Origin of the sequence: Flintibacter sp. P01028, from assembly GCF_041925235.1 — a bacterium.
GTDB classification, from domain to species: domain Bacteria; phylum Bacillota; class Clostridia; order Oscillospirales; family Oscillospiraceae; genus Lawsonibacter; species Lawsonibacter aceti.
In genome coordinates this window covers 314,289-328,662 of the sequence record NZ_JBHEVC010000002.1, presented here as the reverse complement: position 1 = coordinate 328,662, position 14,374 = coordinate 314,289, and the positions used below count along the sequence as shown (strand labels likewise).

Here is a 14,374-nt window from a genome sequence, read left to right as displayed (position 1 = left end):
CGAGGATTTTGTGAAAAAAGTGGGTCAACAGCGGACTTAGCCAAGAGCCACATCCAGGATCATCATAATGAGAAACCCTGCCATGACGCCTAGAGTGCCGGTATGCCCCCCTTCGGTGAGATTAGCCTCTGGGATGAGCTCCTCCACCACGACATAGAGCATGGCGCCGGCGGCAAAGGAGAGCAGCCACGGGAGCAGCGGCTGGATCGCCCCGGCAGCCAGTACAGTGAGCAGGGCGAAGATAGGCTCCACCACGCCGGAGGCCGCCCCGATGAGAAAGGCCTTTCCACGGCCCATTCCCTCCTGATGCAGGGGCAGGGAGATAGCGGCCCCTTCCGGAAAATTTTGGATGCCAATTCCCATGGCGAGGGCGGTAGCAGCGGGTAGGAGGGAGGGATCTCCACTGTGGGCAGCCAAGGCAAAGGAGATGCCGACCGCCATCCCCTCCGGGATGTTGTGCAGTGTTACGGCCAGTACCAGGAGGGCGGTGCGGCGGCGGGAGGTTTCGCCCTCTTTGCAGTGGAAGGATTCCGGTGTGAAGTGGGGGAGCAGATAGTCCATGGACAAAAGGAAAACGATGCCGAGGACAGATCCACCAGCGGCGGGCAGCCAACCGGGCATTCCCATGGCCTCCGCCTCCTCAATGGCTGGGATGAGCAGGGACCACATGCTGGCGGCAATCATCACGCCAGCGGCAAATCCAAGTAGGACGCGCTGAAGAGAGCGAGAGGACTGCTTGCGGAACAGAAAGACCATAGCGGCGCCGGAAGCGGTCATCAGGGCAGTGAACCCAGTTCCGCCGGCAGCCCATAAAAGTGCTTGTGTCACGATGTAATTTCCCTTTCTGAAAACGGCGGCGCGATGTCCGGAGCCGGTCCGCGCCTGTGCGGGTGCTTCCAGAATAGGCTATGCGCCGGATCAGAGAGGGGTGAGCCGGGTGACTGATATTCACCCGGCGCTCTATTCAAAAGACCGCCAGAAACACCTTGGCCATCCAGTAGCCGATGGCCATACAGCCGGGAAAGGTAAGGGCCCAGGCGAGAGCGATTTTGCCGGCAACGGACCAGTCCACAACACCGCCCCCCGCTGCTCCCACACCGAGCAGAGCGGCTGTGCGGGTATGGGTAGTTGAGACGGGAAGGCCCAGCAGAGTGGCGGTCATGAGGCAGAAAATATTGCCCAAATCGGCAGACAGCCCTTCTCGCGGGCCAATCGACACCATTTCACGCCCGACTGTTTCGATGATGCGCCTGCCCCCCATAAGGGTACCGGCGGCCATAAAGCCAGCACACAAAATCATAAGCCAGATAGGGATGAGAAAGGTCTGTTCATCTCCGCGACCCTGGGCCAATGCCGTCCCCAAGAGAAATACACCGAGAAACTTTTGACCATCTTGGGCACCGTGAAGAAAGGCAGTTCCTGCGGCTCCGGGAAGCTGGGCCAAAAGAAATGTATGGTTGGAAGCCTTTACATGTTTTAAGGCACTCTGAAACAACTGTCCAGCCCAGAATCCGGCGGCAGTGGACAGAATCAGACCGAGGAGAACCTTGGCCCAACTGTCCCAGCGGATACAGGAGAAGCCACCCTCCAGAGCCACCGCGGCGCCAGAGATACCAGCAATCAAGGCGTGGCTCTCACTGGTAGGAATGCCAAGTAGCCAGGCAGCCGCGGCCCAGAGCACGATGGCGGCCATGGCGGCACACAAAGCGGTAAGAGCCGCGCGGGAGCCGCCGCCAAAGCTGGCGATAGAATAGACGGTCTCCGCCACAGAAGTAGAGACAGCGGTGACACAAAGCACTCCCAGAAAGTTGCATACAGCCGCCAGCAGGACAGCCAAAGGGAAGGGGAGTGCTCCAGTCACCACTACCCCGGCGATGGCATTGGGTGCGTCGGTCCACCCGTTGACCAGCAGTACCGCGAGGGTGAGGAGAACAATCAGTGCCAGAGCTGGATCGCCCGTCAACTGGTCGAGGAAAGCAAAAAAAGACAGGGGCATGGGTTCACCTCCATGCCCCTGTTGTATGCTACTCCTCCTCCAGATATGACCGGGAGCCTCCAGGCGGGGGCGCATGGCCGCTGCCGCCGGCGGCCTGGGTGGAGGAGGCATGGGAGATGGAAGATTTTCCGTACTTGGCCCGAATGCTATCCATCGTTTCCTCCAGCTTTTCCAGCCGCTCTCTCTTTTTGTCCTGGCCGAAGGCCAACAGATCCAGCTGGGCCGAGACCTCCTCCTCCGGGACCAGAGAGAGTGCTGTTACAGTGAGGGCTCGGACGGGATGATCCATATTCCAGCAGCTTTTGGCCAATCCCATGGCGGCTTGACTGATTTCTCGGGCCAGATTGCTGGGGGAGTCCAGACGCTGCTGCCGGATGATATCCCGAAAGGCGGGGTCCCGTATGGCAAGTGAAATACCATTACATTTCATGTGATACCGACGAAGGCGGGCAGCCACTTGGTCCGAAAGGCGGGTGATCCCAGCCTGTATATCTTCCTGCCCCCGCAGATCGTGAGAAAAGGTGAGACCATTGCCCACTGACTTCGGCGGGACGTACTGGGCGGCGGGTGTGACGGGGGAGCGGTCCTCCCCACTGGCAAAGTCATGGAGCTGGGCGCCATTTTTACCCAGCAGAAGAAAAAGTTGCTCCCGATCAAAGCGAGCCAGGTCGCCGATGGTGTGGATATCAAAGCGATCAAAAGTCCGGGAGGCGGCCCGCCCGACATAGAGCAGGTCGGTGACCGGCAGAGGCCATACAATCTGTTTAAAATTTTCCCGGGTGATGAGCGTGGTAGCATCTGGCTTTTTGTAATCGCTGCCTAATTTGGCAAAGACCTTGTTGAAGGACACTCCCACAGAGATGGTCAGCCCAAAGTTGCCCCGCACATGCTCTCTAAGCTGGTCCGCCAGCGCCTCCGGATCCCCGCCGAAGAGATGGAGGGTACCAGTGACATCCAGCCAGCTCTCATCGATCCCAAAGGACTCTACCAGGTCGGTGTAGTCCTGATATACCCGGTTGATCTGCCTGGATAGCTCACGGTATCGGTCATGGTGGGCGGGAAGAAGGACCAGTTCGGGGCATTTTTTTCTGGCCTGCCAGATGGTTTCAGCGGTCTTGACGCCAAAAAGCTTGGCGGGCTCATTTTTTGCCAGGATGATGCCGTGGCGGCTGTTCGGGTCTCCGCATACCGCCACCGGCAGGTGACGCAACTCCGGATGGTCCAGCAGCTCTACCGAGGCGTAAAAGCTATTTAAATCACAGTGAAAGATGACCCGTTCCACCGGACAGCGCCTCCTTTTCATTCAATAAAAAAATTATATTCCAGGCCAAGAAAAAAGTCAAACTAATGTTCGAATTTTCTTGACAGGAAAGGGGAGAGACTGGTAGGATAAGAAAAAAGGAGGGGAGAGGACATGGAATATATACCGGCTAAACATCTGCTCCATAGAAATAGAGGTACGGAGTGGTTTGGTACCGACCATACCATGAATATTTACCGTGGATGTTGTCATGGCTGCCTCTACTGTGACAGCCGAAGCAGCTGTTATCAAAATCCAGATTTTGATACCGTGAAAGCAAAGGCTGGGGCCCTCACTATTTTGCGGGATGACCTGGCCCGAAAGACGCGTCCGGCATTTATCAGTATGGGTTCCATGAGCGACCCCTATAACCCCTTCGAGGAGGAGCTGGAACTGACCCGTCATGCCCTAGAGTTGATAGACGCCTACGGATGTGGGGTGGCGGCTGCCACAAAAAGTGATCTGATCGTCCGGGATATCGACCTGTATCAGTTCATTCAGCGCCATTCCCCAGTGATCTGTAAACTGACGGTGACTACGACAGACGACGCGCTGGCAGCCAAGATCGAGCCGGGGGCTCCCTCACCCAGCCGCCGTTTGGCGGCGCTGAAGGAGCTGGCGGGAGCGGGGATCTTTTCCGGTGTCCTGCTTATGCCGGTCCTGCCCTGGCTGGAGGACAGCGTAGAAAATGTGCTGTCGGTGGCGGAGGCGGCTGCCGAGGCGGGAGCACGATTCGTCTATCCGGCCTTCGGTGTGACCATGCGGGATGGGCAGAGGGAGCATTTTCTAAACGGACTGGACCGGGCTTTTCCAGAACAGGGGCTGGGGGAGAAATACCGCCAGCGGTATGGAAACCGGTATATCTGCTCCAGTCCCAGAGCGGGGAAGTTGTGGGAACGATTTTCCAAACGCTGCGGGGAGCTGGGGCTGTTGTGTGAGATGCGCTCTATCATTTCCGCTGCCACCCGTGGATATCAGGATCGGCAGCTCACCTTTTTTGACTGATTTTTCCCCCGGTTGCCGGTTGGTTGCTGGACTTTGTCCTTCTGGTCTGCTACTATTTGACCAAGGAGGTGGGAAGAATGCCATTGGGAGAACGCCTGAAAGCACTGCGGAACCAAATCGGTTTTTCTCAGGAGATGGTGGCGGAGCGAGTGGGCGTGAGCCGCCAAGCGGTGACCAAATGGGAGTCAGGACAGACGATACCCACCGGTGAGAATCTGGCCGCGTTGGCGGAGCTGTACGCCATCTCACTGGACGAGCTGATGGAGGACCGCTCCGGCTGGGTAAAAGATGGGGAGGACAACCCTATCCTGCGGGAAAACAGAACTGTAATGGCTATTTCTGCCCAACTGGGCGCACTCTATGCCTGTGTCTGGACATTACAGGATATGCCGCATGGAGAGCAGCTTGGGGGCGGCTACCTTTTGCCCCTGTTCGGAAATATCGTGATGTTGGCACTGTGCTCTATGTGGATGGTGTGGAACCTGTCCTGTGAGCTGGATTTGGACCGGCGGCGGAACAATTTGAAAATTGAGTTGCGCTATATGCTGGCACAGCTCCTTTTGACCGTCTTAAGCTTCTATTTTCATCTGGGCTTGGCCGGATTCCTGCTGTCTATAGCCATTCTGCTTTTTTATCTGCGTGTGATAAATCCCCGATATATGGGGAGAAAGCTGTGGTGGAAGAAACCAAAAAGAGCGGTCTGTAAGATGAAAAAGGGCTCAAGGGATGGCTCTTAATTGAGGTCCATCCCTTGAGCTTTTTTTGTTTTACCAACCAGGAACAAGCCAGCGCACAGTGCGGTAAAGGGAGCGACTGTTACCAGACCGAAGGAGCCGATGACGGTATGGATCATCTCGGCGGCTACATACTTATAGTTCAAAATATTGGAGATCGGCGTGCCTTGGGCCATAAATACCATCAGCAGTGCCACATAGCCACCGGAGTAGGCGAACAGCAAAGTGGTGGTCATGGTCCCCATGGCCGCTCTGCCTACGTTCATCCCGGATTTGGCCGCCTCCCACCAACTAAGGTCAGGTCGTTTCTCCACGACTTCGTGGACTGCGGAGGTGATATCTACGCTCAAATCCATGATTGCTCCGGAGGCCCCGATAAAAATGGAAGCCATGAAGATCCGGGTCAGATTCAGATGCTGATAGCCGGCATAGAGCAAACTTTCTGAGTAGGACATGACCGCCCCGTGGACCTGAAATAGGTCAGTGAACAGGATGCCCATGATACAGGTGACCAGAACACCAAGAGCGGAACCAGATGAGGCGGCCCAGCATCTCCGGTCGAAACCATAGACCAGGGCGATGATAAGCAGAGTGAGGGCCAGTGTTATGGCAAGGCCGACCCAGATAGGGTCCCAGCCTTTGAGATAGAGCGGGACCATCACCTTCCATATCATCAAGACAGTAAGGAGAAAGGAAAGCACAGCCCTTAGACCAGTCTTTCCCGCAAAGAGGACCAGCAGGAGGACAAATAGTCCGCCCATCAATAATTCCCAGGGCATCCGGTAGTGGTCAATGATGGATACACTGAGGATCTGCTCCCCTTGGAAATTGATACGGACCAGAGCCTTATCACCGACAGAAAAGATCTTATCCTGTTCCAGAGAGCCGTTCAGGGTGTTTTTTCCCTCTACCGTCTGCCCTTTGAACTGTCCTCCTAGTACCTCAAGCTGACAGCGCTGCTCGCCGGACCGGACGAGCCCGGTATCAATAACGGTTGACTCATCGGTAGACAGTACCAGAGCCGGCTGAATATCAGATTCCTGAAAAACGATGTTATCCTCATATCCCGTGGGCAGGGCGAGCAGGACAACGGTGAGAAGAAGGCATACCCATACAGGGGCATGGTAACGAAGAAAATCAGCTTTCATCTGCTTTAACATATAGTGTTGCTCCTTGAAGAGAGAATATCACTGGGAAGTACCCGTATCTGGAGGGGGAGTGGAGGAGGAGAAGAAAAATGAAAACAAATTCGCCCGGTGAAAGGCGGATATCCGAAAGCTGCGGGGGTACCACCAAATGAAAATGCAGGGGTAAGCCCGCTCCAGTTGGATCGACTGGAGCGGGCCGTTGATATCGTGTTCTCAAGAGAGGGTTACCGAACCGCCAGCATCTGGGCCAGCTTATCGTAGATTGCAGTGTTGTCGTAGTAGCCCTTGAAGAGTTCGGCGTTGATGCCATCCGCAAATACCGCCACGGGGAGTCCGGTGTGGCTGTACGAGGTAAAGGAAATACCGGATTTGTTGTTGAGGATGTGGGTGATGGTGACGGACAATGGTTCATAGGTACCGTAGGCCACGTATTCCTCCTGGTCGGCCATGCCGGTATCCTTCTCGTTGACAGATTTCTCATAGGCGGTCTTCAGCAGGCCCAGCTCATAGTCGGTGAGCACCAGACGGTCGCCCGCCTCACCATTGACTTTCAGGCCAAAAAGCGTTTCAATGTCCTTCAGGACAGTTTCAAAGGGAGTCTTATTCGCTTTGTAAGCGGCCACATAATCGCTGTCATACTTGGCATAGGAAATAGTTTGGCTGTTGAGCTGGCTGAGATAGGTGTCGTAATCAGTCCCGGCAAATCCAATGGACAAGCCGCCGGTCTCATGGTCTCCTGTGACCAGAATCAAAGTTTCTTCGGCGTGGTCCTTGGCGAAGTCGATGGCTACCTGTACCGCGTCGGCCAGGGCCAGGGTGTCATGAATCGAGGCGGCGGCATCGTTGGCATGGCAGGCCCAGTCGATCTTGCCCCCTTCGCACATCATGAAAAAGCCTTTGTCGTTGTCCAGTACCTGGATACCCTTTTTTACATAGTCTGCCAGGGACCACATATCGTCAGTCCTGTCCAGCTCATAGGCCATGGCGTCAGAGTCGGCCAGATGCTCATCCACGATGATAACGGGGCCGGAAGTGACCTGCTCCGCTTCCGCCTGAGTTTTTACCACAGTATAACCTGCTTCTTTGGCCAAATCATACAGGTTGTCCTTATCACCGTCTGCTCCGTCTGGCTTCAACAGGGCGCCGCCGGCAAAGTAATCAAATCCTGAGTCTATCAGCTCCAGACCGATTTCATAATAGCTGTTGCGGCTGGCCTGATGGGCATAGAAGGCGGCTGGGGTGGCGTGATTCAGATTGACAGAAGAAATGACGCCCACCTTCATACCAAGCTGCTCATGGACCTTTTCCGAAATAGTCTCATAAGAGATGGTAGCAGTTTCATCCACATTGATAGACCCAGAATAGGTCTTATGGCCGGCAGCAATGGATGTGGCTGTGGAGGCAGAATCAGGGGCGAAGGAGTTAGAGTCATAGGTCACAGCAGAGCCAGCTACGTCAAAGCCCATAAAATTCAGAGCGACAGGACCGTCCAGAATCGCGCCCTGGTTGTCATCCAGACTGGGCTCGGCCAGCAGGTAATCAGGATCGGCCATGGAGCCTAGATAGTCGGATGCGGCCTGGAACTGTGGATAGCTCATTCCATCACCAATAAACAGAAAGACATATTTCGGAGATTTTAAGGCTTCAGCAGTGGTCGACATGGGAGCGACCTGCGTGACCCCACTGGTTTGTACTGGGCTGCCTGCGGCATCCCTTGAAGATGTGCCGGAGCAGCCAGCCAAAGACAAAGCTGCCATGGCCAGCGCCAACGCGGCGGAAAAAAATCGTTTCATACTGTTTTCCTCCTGACTGTTTACACTTATTCTTGACATTGGGGACAGGTCTATTCTAAGGTCCGCCTGTTAAAACGGCTACAGCCTTTGGGTGAAAGATAGGTAAAAGATAGCTATGAAAAAACAGCGCGCTGCCAAGAAGCAGCGCGCTGTTGCTGTATCTTACATCATAACGCTCCCTTTGAGGAATGGGAAACGGAAAGGAGGGATCATCTTTTCTTCTTGGCCTTTCCGGAGAGATCATCCATATCTACCCGCCACACGGACGTGACAGAGAGGCTGTGCTGGATAGCGGCATTGAAAAGGCCCTCTGTCATATACTGTGGGGTGAGCTTCTGGCAGAGAGCCCGCAAGCCGTCGATCTTTTCCTGATCGTCCTCCACCAAAACTACAGTCCCGGTAACGATGGCGGACTGAAAATAGGTGGTATAGTTATTGGGCGCCTCAAAATTGGGGTCGTCCTGGGCTACAAAGGTAATACATATGCGGGGACATCGTTTCAACAGCTCCACCTTGCGCCCCTCACGGGCACAATGAAAATAGAGGCTGTTACCCACACGGACAAAGGAGAGGGGAAGACAGTAGGGAGTATCCTCCCCGGTTGTCAGAGCGGCTACCCCGTGGGTGCAGCGGTCAATAACGGACAGACAAAAGTCCCGGTCCTGTGCGCGGTCTGCTCTTCTCATGATGACATTTTCTCCTTTATGAGTTTTGTGATCCATTCCGCTGGGTCAACAGTTGAATGATCTGCCGATAAAAGTCTGTGGGCTCATCCTGAAAACACTGGGCCATGGTGTCCGCCTGTTTCCGTTCTGGGACCAGCAGCTCCAGATGGAGAAGCGGTGTGGTTTCATCATTGAAGTCAAGCTTGAGCGTACAGGTCCCGTCTTGATTCTCCGACACCTGGGAGCGGACCTGGGCTTCTCGGCGGAGAGCTTCGTTGACCTTGACCAGATTCTCGTCACAATGCATCCGGACCGAGTAGGGGAGGCTGCTCTCACAGATCTGACTGTTTCGCACCCCCTTTTCGGTGATAGAATAGCGGTCGCCTTCTTTGGACAACTGGCCGGTCTCCACCATATGTTCCACAGCCTTGGTCAGAGAAAAGTAGTCCACGCCCGCGTCGCACAGGGCCAGCTCCAGAAGCTGAAGAAAGGTAATGGGCCCGGCAGTCCGGGCCATGATATACAGAACTAAGAACTTCAGATCCAGCTCATTTTGAATAAAGCCGATGGGGGCCATGGTGTCCACTCCTTTTGCAAGAGGCATTAAGGTACACTCCATTATACCCGATTCAGAGGAAAGCCGCAAGAGTGGGATAGAAAAGAGATGGAGCAGCACAAAATACGGAGCGCCTCATAAGATGGAATGTAAGCGAAACCCAAAGGGGCGGCTTTGACCGTCCTTACCATCCAAATCTAGGAGGGAACCATATGCCAGAAAAGGTCGTGCCCGGCCCCGTCTGCGAAGACCGCAGTATCCGGGAGGCCGTGTGCATACACACGAAAAAAATCTTTGACTCCTGCAAAGACAAAGATTGTATTGAAGACATCCGCGTCTATCCTACCAGAAGTTCTCAGGCGGTCATCGACCGGGCCCAGTCGGTAAAAGCGGGGACTGCTGAACTACTGTATGCGTACATCGATGTGGAGCCCATCAATTTCAACCGGGGCTTCTATACGGTAGATGTGCGGTACTTCTACCGCATCACTGCTGACGCCTTCGTGGGAGCCGCCCGCCCGGTGGAAGTGACCGGGCTGGCCATCTTTGACAAGCGGGTTGTTCTCTTCGGAAGTGAGGGAAGCTCCAAGATATTCTCGACTGGAGTAGTAGGAGAAGGGCCAGAAATCCAAAACCTGCCTCAAACTAATCTGCCCAGCGCGGTAGTAGAGGCGGTAGACCCCATTATCCTAAACCTGAAGTTGATGGACGCCTGTAACTGCCACTGCTGCGACAATAGTTATCTGGATATCCCACCCGCTATTACCGCTGTCTTCCAAGAGGATCTGATCGTAGACGGCGATATACACAGAATGTTCGTAACACTGGGCCAGTTCTCCATCATCCGCTTGGAGCGGGATACCCAGCTTCTGATCCCAGTCTATGACTACTGCCTGCCGGAGAAGGAGTGCACCTGTGGCTGCGGCTGCGAGTGCCAGGAGGACCCCTGCGAGATGTTCCGTAAGGTTCAGTTCCCCTTCAACGAATTTTTCCCACCCAACAGCATCCAGAGCAAGGGGAATACCACCTATCAAGAGGTACGCTCCGGCTGTTGTAGCTAAAGCGGCAGGGTGCCGATAAAAAGGGCCGCCGCCACTCCAAACAGGAGGGCGGCGGCTCTTCCGCCTTTTTATTCTCACATCAGAGGAGCAAAGATACGCAGGATGCTGCGGTAGAGCTGGAGCAGGATGTTCAAATGTTTGAACCTTCGTGGAGTAATTGGCTCTGAACAGGTCAACGTCCGTTCAAAGTCCGCGCGGATATCTCGGATACAGGGCGCTTCGCACAACCAGACACCGTCCTCAAAGTGAAGAAACAGGCTGCGATAGTCCAGATTGACGGTGCCAACGGTAGCAAAACGGTCGTCTACCACAAAGTTTTTGGCGTGGATAAAGCCGGGGGTATACTCATAAATCTCTACTCCCGCATCCAGCAGAGGGGGATAGTGGGCTCGGGTCACCTCAAAAACGTAGCGTTTGTCCGGGATATGGGGCGTGATGATTTTTACGTTTACCCCTGACTTGGCGGCGTTGCACAGGGCGGTGTTGGTCGCCACATCTACCACCAGATAGGGGGTGGTGATATAGATGTAGTTTTTGGCCTTGGAGATCATATTGAGATAGACGGCCTGTCCCACCGCCTCACGGTCCAGAGGGGTATCCGTGTAGGGCTGTACATAGCCGGTCCAGGGCCGGACAGGAGAGGCCGGGGGACGAAACCGGTCAAAATTTTCATCCCAGCCACAGCAGTAATCCCATAGGGTCAAAAACATGACGGCCATAGACCAGACCGCGTCTCCCTCCAATAGGATCGCGCTGTCCTTCCAGTGCCCGAATCGCTTACGAATGTTGATATACTCATCAGCCAGATTGAGTCCACCGGTGAAGCCAACCTTCCCATCAATTACCATCAGCTTCCGATGGTCCCGGTTGTTCAGACGGAGGGACATCACCGGCAGGAAGCGATTAAATACCCGGCACTGGATTCCCTTCTTCATTAACACCTGGTCATAGTCCCGGGGAAGGGTGAACATACAGCCCATATCATCATACATCACACGCACTTCAACGCCCTGGGCCGCTTTTCGTTCCAGGATGGCCAGGATGCTGTCCCAAAAAATACCGGGCTGTATAATGAAGTATTCCAGAAAAATATAGTGCTCCGCCTTTTCCAACTCCTCCAGCATACGCGGAAAGGCCTGGTCCCCCAGAGGGAAGTATTCTGTTTCTGTATTCGTGTAGGAGGGACAGGCGGCGTATTGCTCCATATAGTGGGCCTGGCTGGCGGCGTCGCCGCCAAGGGAGATAAGGTCGTCGGACTTAAAGTCATCTTGTAGGGCAAGGGCGGATTTTTTCAAGATTCCCTGCATCCGCTTTTGCGTCCGGCGGGGGATGGTGCCTCCCCCCACCAGCAGGTAAAAGATACCGCCAAACACAGGAAAGGGCAGAATCAGGATCAGCCAGGCAATTTTGTAGCCAGGCTCCATCCTGCTGCAGATGATAGCTAAGGCGGCTAGGATGCTGATCACGATACAGCACCAATAGAAGGACTCTGTATATTCGGAGAAAACGACTACCATAATGACTAGCGTGGCAAACTGGGCCAGCAGGGCCAGACAGACAAAAACAGAGCGGTGAAACAGAATATAGAGCAGCTTTTTCACTTGACAGCCTTACCTCCTTTACGGCTAAAAATTAGTTTACAGGAAATATCTCACAGTGGAGAGTTCCATCCTTGATCTCAATAAACCCATAGCTGGAACGACTGGAACCCGGATTCATGACCCAAAGCCCGTCCTCCAGCTGATGGCACAGGGAGCGGTGGGTATGCCCAAAAAGAAGCACATCGACTTGAGCTGCTTTGGCGTCGGAAATTGCGTGGCTATATCCACTTTTTACACCCCACAGGTGGCCGTGGGAGAGAAGAAACTGTTTGCCGGCCAGAGTGATCTGGCGTTTCAGAGGCTCGGTAGTCCAGCCATCACAGTTACCGGGCACACGACAGATCGGGAGGCGCGGATAGATATCCGCCAGCATTTCAGCGTCCTGGAGCAGATCTCCCAGGTGAATGACCTGGTCTGGGAGATGTCTGTCAATGGCTGAATACATCCCGGACATGGACCGGTGGGAGTCGGAAAACACGAGAATTTTCAAATTTGTCACCTTACCATTCTAGCCGCATATACTGGAATGAAATCAAATCGGGAGTGAGCGATTGTGAATTTAAAACAGGGTCAAGACAATCTGAAAAAAGGGACTACTGCCGCTGATCTGGTGAAAAACCGTGAAGTGATCTCCAAACTGGCTAAATCCAGCGATGCCCAAAAGCTGATGTCGATTTTGAACCAGCAGGGAGGGGTGAAGGAGGCGGCCAAAGCGGCCGCTGACGGGGACCCCAGCGCCTTGATGTCTATGATGGACCGGCTGATGAGGAGCCAGGAGGGGGCGGAACTGGTAGATAGAATCGGACGCAAGGCAAAAGAGGCGGGGCTGGAATAGGAGAAACCACAGCCGGGTAGAAAGGTGGCGAGACCGTGGCCGAATTTGAGGAAAAATTGAACTCGATCCTGGGGAATGAAAAGGCCATGGGGCAGATCATGGCTCTAGCCCGGTCGTTATCAGGGGAGAACGGGCCCCAGGGGGATGGGACACAGAGCGCGGAAGAGGTCCCCGCCCAGTCTCCGGAACAGAGCGGCCCGTCCGATGGATCCTGGGACCTGTCCTCGCTGCTGGGGCAGATAGACCCGCGGATGCTCCAGATAGGGGTGCAGGTGCTGCGGGAGTATCAGAGTACCGATGATAGAAACGCGGCTCTGCTATCCGCGCTGCGCCCATTTTTACGAGAAGAACGGCGGGCCCGGCTGGACCGAGCCCAGCAGATAGCACGCATGACCCGCCTGATCCGGGTGGCCCTGACCGCTATGGGCAGGAAGGAGGAGGAGGGGAGTGTATAACCGCTACATATCAGAGGACACACCTTATGTCCCTATCCAGGAGGCCGAGCACCCCCAAGGAGGGGGCAGATCCAACAGCGGAACAAAGGGCCATGGTCCGGCCTCCACAGGGGGCTTCAGGTTTTCCTCTCTATTTTCCGGAAAGGAGGGGCTGGGCGCTCTATTGGGCGGAAAAGAGGGGGCGGGAAGCCTCTTTTCATCTGGAGACGGCAGCGGGGGGCTATCCGGGCTATTGAAAGCCCTGAAGTTAGAAGACATCGACCCGGGGGATATCCTTCTGCTGCTTATCATCCTGTTTCTTTTGGTGGAAGGAGACGATCTGGAACTGGTGATAGCCCTGGGGCTGGTCCTGCTCATGGGACTTGGAGATCGGGAAGGTGAAGATTGAGGTATCAGGATGGGACGGCCTCCGGCCGTCCCATATTTTACCTGGTATATAATATGTCACCATTGGGCAGAGCGAAGGAGGCCTCCGCTGGACAGGGAGATATAACAGTACCGTAGGAGGTCATCTGATAGACGAGCGCCCCCTCCTTTTCCAGCTCCGCGCAAATCAAAAGGCCGCTCTCCACGCTGACCCAGTATCTCTCCTGATAGGCAGGGTCTTCACGGGCCACTTCTACATAGACACAAGGAACTCCCTCACGAAGCTCATAGCCGGCGTGGGTGATCTCATCAGGATCTAATTCGGTCACGACCTCATAGGTCGGGATCCGCTGTGTCAAATCATGGGACAGGCTGTCCGCGGGAGTGGACTCCCAGCGGGAGGAGCCCTCATACCAGTAATAAAGAGTGCCATCCCCCACCAGATCGTGCCTGACCGCGCCGGAGGGAAGCACCTGTCTGCTGTGGGACCAGCCGCCGTCTACCCAAGTCTGTACCGGAATAGAGGAGGAACCACCGTCCCAGAAGGTCGTGATGGTGAGTTCTCGGTAATAGCTGTCTTTGCGGGACAGAGTCCGAATCACGCTGCCAACAGTCTGAGGTGTGACCTCCACCGCCTGGTATTGTTCTAGACCAGTTTGAGGACCGCTGACATCGCCAGTCTGTCCGTCGCCGTTCACATTGGGCAGGACGACCGACGGAGTATTGAGGGCAAAAAGATTGCGCCCAAAACTGGTGAACATAGCAGCTACGATGAGGACGATCACAGTGATTGCGATTAAAAGACGATTTTTAGGTTCCACGTCCTCACCTCCAAGATTTTTTGGGATTAATAGAGCAG

16 protein-coding genes are annotated in these 14,374 nt (G+C 54.8%); 6 read left to right on the top strand and 10 right to left on the bottom strand.

What is annotated here, in order from left to right; all coding sequences use genetic code 11:
* Nucleotides 1-36: 36 nt before the first annotated feature.
* The 3 genes from ACEVJK_RS05835 to dinB form a co-directional block, all read right to left on the bottom strand.
* Nucleotides 37-777, bottom strand: coding sequence for a ZIP family metal transporter (locus tag ACEVJK_RS05835; RefSeq protein WP_374740265.1), 741 nt, complete (start codon nucleotides 775-777; stop codon nucleotides 37-39).
* Nucleotides 778-964: 187 nt separating this feature from the next.
* On the bottom strand, nucleotides 965-1,996 hold the full coding sequence (locus ACEVJK_RS05830; RefSeq protein ID WP_240287607.1) for an inorganic phosphate transporter: 1,032 nt from the start codon (nucleotides 1,994-1,996) through the stop codon (nucleotides 965-967).
* A gap of 28 nt (nucleotides 1,997-2,024) precedes the next feature.
* Nucleotides 2,025-3,278, bottom strand: coding sequence for a DNA polymerase IV (gene dinB, locus ACEVJK_RS05825; protein ID WP_147571875.1), 1,254 nt, complete (start codon nucleotides 3,276-3,278; stop codon nucleotides 2,025-2,027).
* Between the two features lie 132 nt (nucleotides 3,279-3,410).
* On the opposite strand from dinB, the gene ACEVJK_RS05820 reads away from it, so the two are divergent.
* Nucleotides 3,411-4,301: a radical SAM protein gene (locus ACEVJK_RS05820; protein WP_374740198.1), complete on the top strand. Its 891-nt coding sequence runs from the start codon at nucleotides 3,411-3,413 to the stop codon at nucleotides 4,299-4,301.
* 77 nt (nucleotides 4,302-4,378) lie between these two features.
* Nucleotides 4,379-5,038, top strand: coding sequence for a helix-turn-helix domain-containing protein (locus tag ACEVJK_RS05815; RefSeq protein WP_374740197.1), 660 nt, complete (start codon nucleotides 4,379-4,381; stop codon nucleotides 5,036-5,038).
* Here the strand turns inward: ACEVJK_RS05815 and ACEVJK_RS05810 are convergent.
* From ACEVJK_RS05810 to ACEVJK_RS05795, 4 genes are all read right to left on the bottom strand, one after another.
* Complete coding sequence (locus ACEVJK_RS05810; RefSeq protein ID WP_374740196.1) at nucleotides 5,035-6,195, bottom strand: YibE/F family protein; 1,161 nt, start codon at nucleotides 6,193-6,195, stop codon at nucleotides 5,035-5,037. The two genes, ACEVJK_RS05815 and ACEVJK_RS05810, sit on opposite strands and share 4 nt — an antisense overlap.
* Nucleotides 6,196-6,407: 212 nt before the next feature.
* Nucleotides 6,408-7,976, bottom strand: a complete 1,569-nt coding sequence (locus ACEVJK_RS05805) for an alkaline phosphatase (protein WP_374740195.1) — start codon at nucleotides 7,974-7,976, stop codon at nucleotides 6,408-6,410.
* A 209-nt stretch (nucleotides 7,977-8,185) separates the two neighbouring features.
* A complete protein-coding gene (locus tag ACEVJK_RS05800; protein WP_340405748.1) occupies nucleotides 8,186-8,662 on the bottom strand; it encodes a pyridoxamine 5'-phosphate oxidase family protein in 477 nt (158 codons plus the stop codon).
* A 16-nt stretch (nucleotides 8,663-8,678) separates the two neighbouring features.
* The gene (locus tag ACEVJK_RS05795; RefSeq protein ID WP_186852607.1) at nucleotides 8,679-9,245 is read right to left on the bottom strand and encodes a DUF4364 family protein; all 567 of its coding nucleotides are present in this window, start codon (nucleotides 9,243-9,245) and stop codon (nucleotides 8,679-8,681) included.
* A 164-nt stretch (nucleotides 9,246-9,409) separates the two neighbouring features.
* On the opposite strand from ACEVJK_RS05795, the gene ACEVJK_RS05790 reads away from it, so the two are divergent.
* A complete protein-coding gene (locus ACEVJK_RS05790; RefSeq protein WP_186852606.1) occupies nucleotides 9,410-10,258 on the top strand; it encodes a hypothetical protein in 849 nt (282 codons plus the stop codon).
* A gap of 74 nt (nucleotides 10,259-10,332) precedes the next feature.
* On the opposite strand, the gene cls is transcribed toward ACEVJK_RS05790, so the two are convergent.
* Nucleotides 10,333-11,859, bottom strand: a complete 1,527-nt coding sequence (gene cls, locus ACEVJK_RS05785) for a cardiolipin synthase (RefSeq protein ID WP_240287619.1) — start codon at nucleotides 11,857-11,859, stop codon at nucleotides 10,333-10,335.
* A 31-nt stretch (nucleotides 11,860-11,890) separates the two neighbouring features.
* Complete coding sequence (locus ACEVJK_RS05780; RefSeq protein WP_366460873.1) at nucleotides 11,891-12,304, bottom strand: YfcE family phosphodiesterase; 414 nt, start codon at nucleotides 12,302-12,304, stop codon at nucleotides 11,891-11,893.
* Between the two features lie 108 nt (nucleotides 12,305-12,412).
* On the opposite strand from ACEVJK_RS05780, the gene ACEVJK_RS05775 reads away from it, so the two are divergent.
* The 3 genes from ACEVJK_RS05775 to ACEVJK_RS05765 are packed head-to-tail and all read left to right on the top strand — an operon-like array spanning nucleotide 12,413 to nucleotide 13,537.
* The gene (locus ACEVJK_RS05775; protein ID WP_240287623.1) at nucleotides 12,413-12,694 is read left to right on the top strand and encodes a hypothetical protein; all 282 of its coding nucleotides are present in this window, start codon (nucleotides 12,413-12,415) and stop codon (nucleotides 12,692-12,694) included.
* A gap of 35 nt (nucleotides 12,695-12,729) precedes the next feature.
* Nucleotides 12,730-13,149, top strand: a complete 420-nt coding sequence (locus ACEVJK_RS05770; RefSeq protein ID WP_147571824.1) for a hypothetical protein — start codon at nucleotides 12,730-12,732, stop codon at nucleotides 13,147-13,149.
* Nucleotides 13,142-13,537 carry a hypothetical protein gene (locus ACEVJK_RS05765; RefSeq protein ID WP_147571823.1) on the top strand — a complete coding sequence of 132 codons (396 nt, stop codon included), beginning with the start codon at nucleotides 13,142-13,144 and terminating at the stop codon, nucleotides 13,535-13,537. The genes ACEVJK_RS05770 and ACEVJK_RS05765 overlap by 8 nt, the downstream gene beginning before the upstream one ends.
* A gap of 37 nt (nucleotides 13,538-13,574) precedes the next feature.
* On the opposite strand, the gene ACEVJK_RS05760 is transcribed toward ACEVJK_RS05765, so the two are convergent.
* Nucleotides 13,575-14,336, bottom strand: coding sequence for a hypothetical protein (locus tag ACEVJK_RS05760; RefSeq protein ID WP_147571822.1), 762 nt, complete (start codon nucleotides 14,334-14,336; stop codon nucleotides 13,575-13,577).
* Between the last annotated feature and the right edge of the window lie 38 nt (nucleotides 14,337-14,374).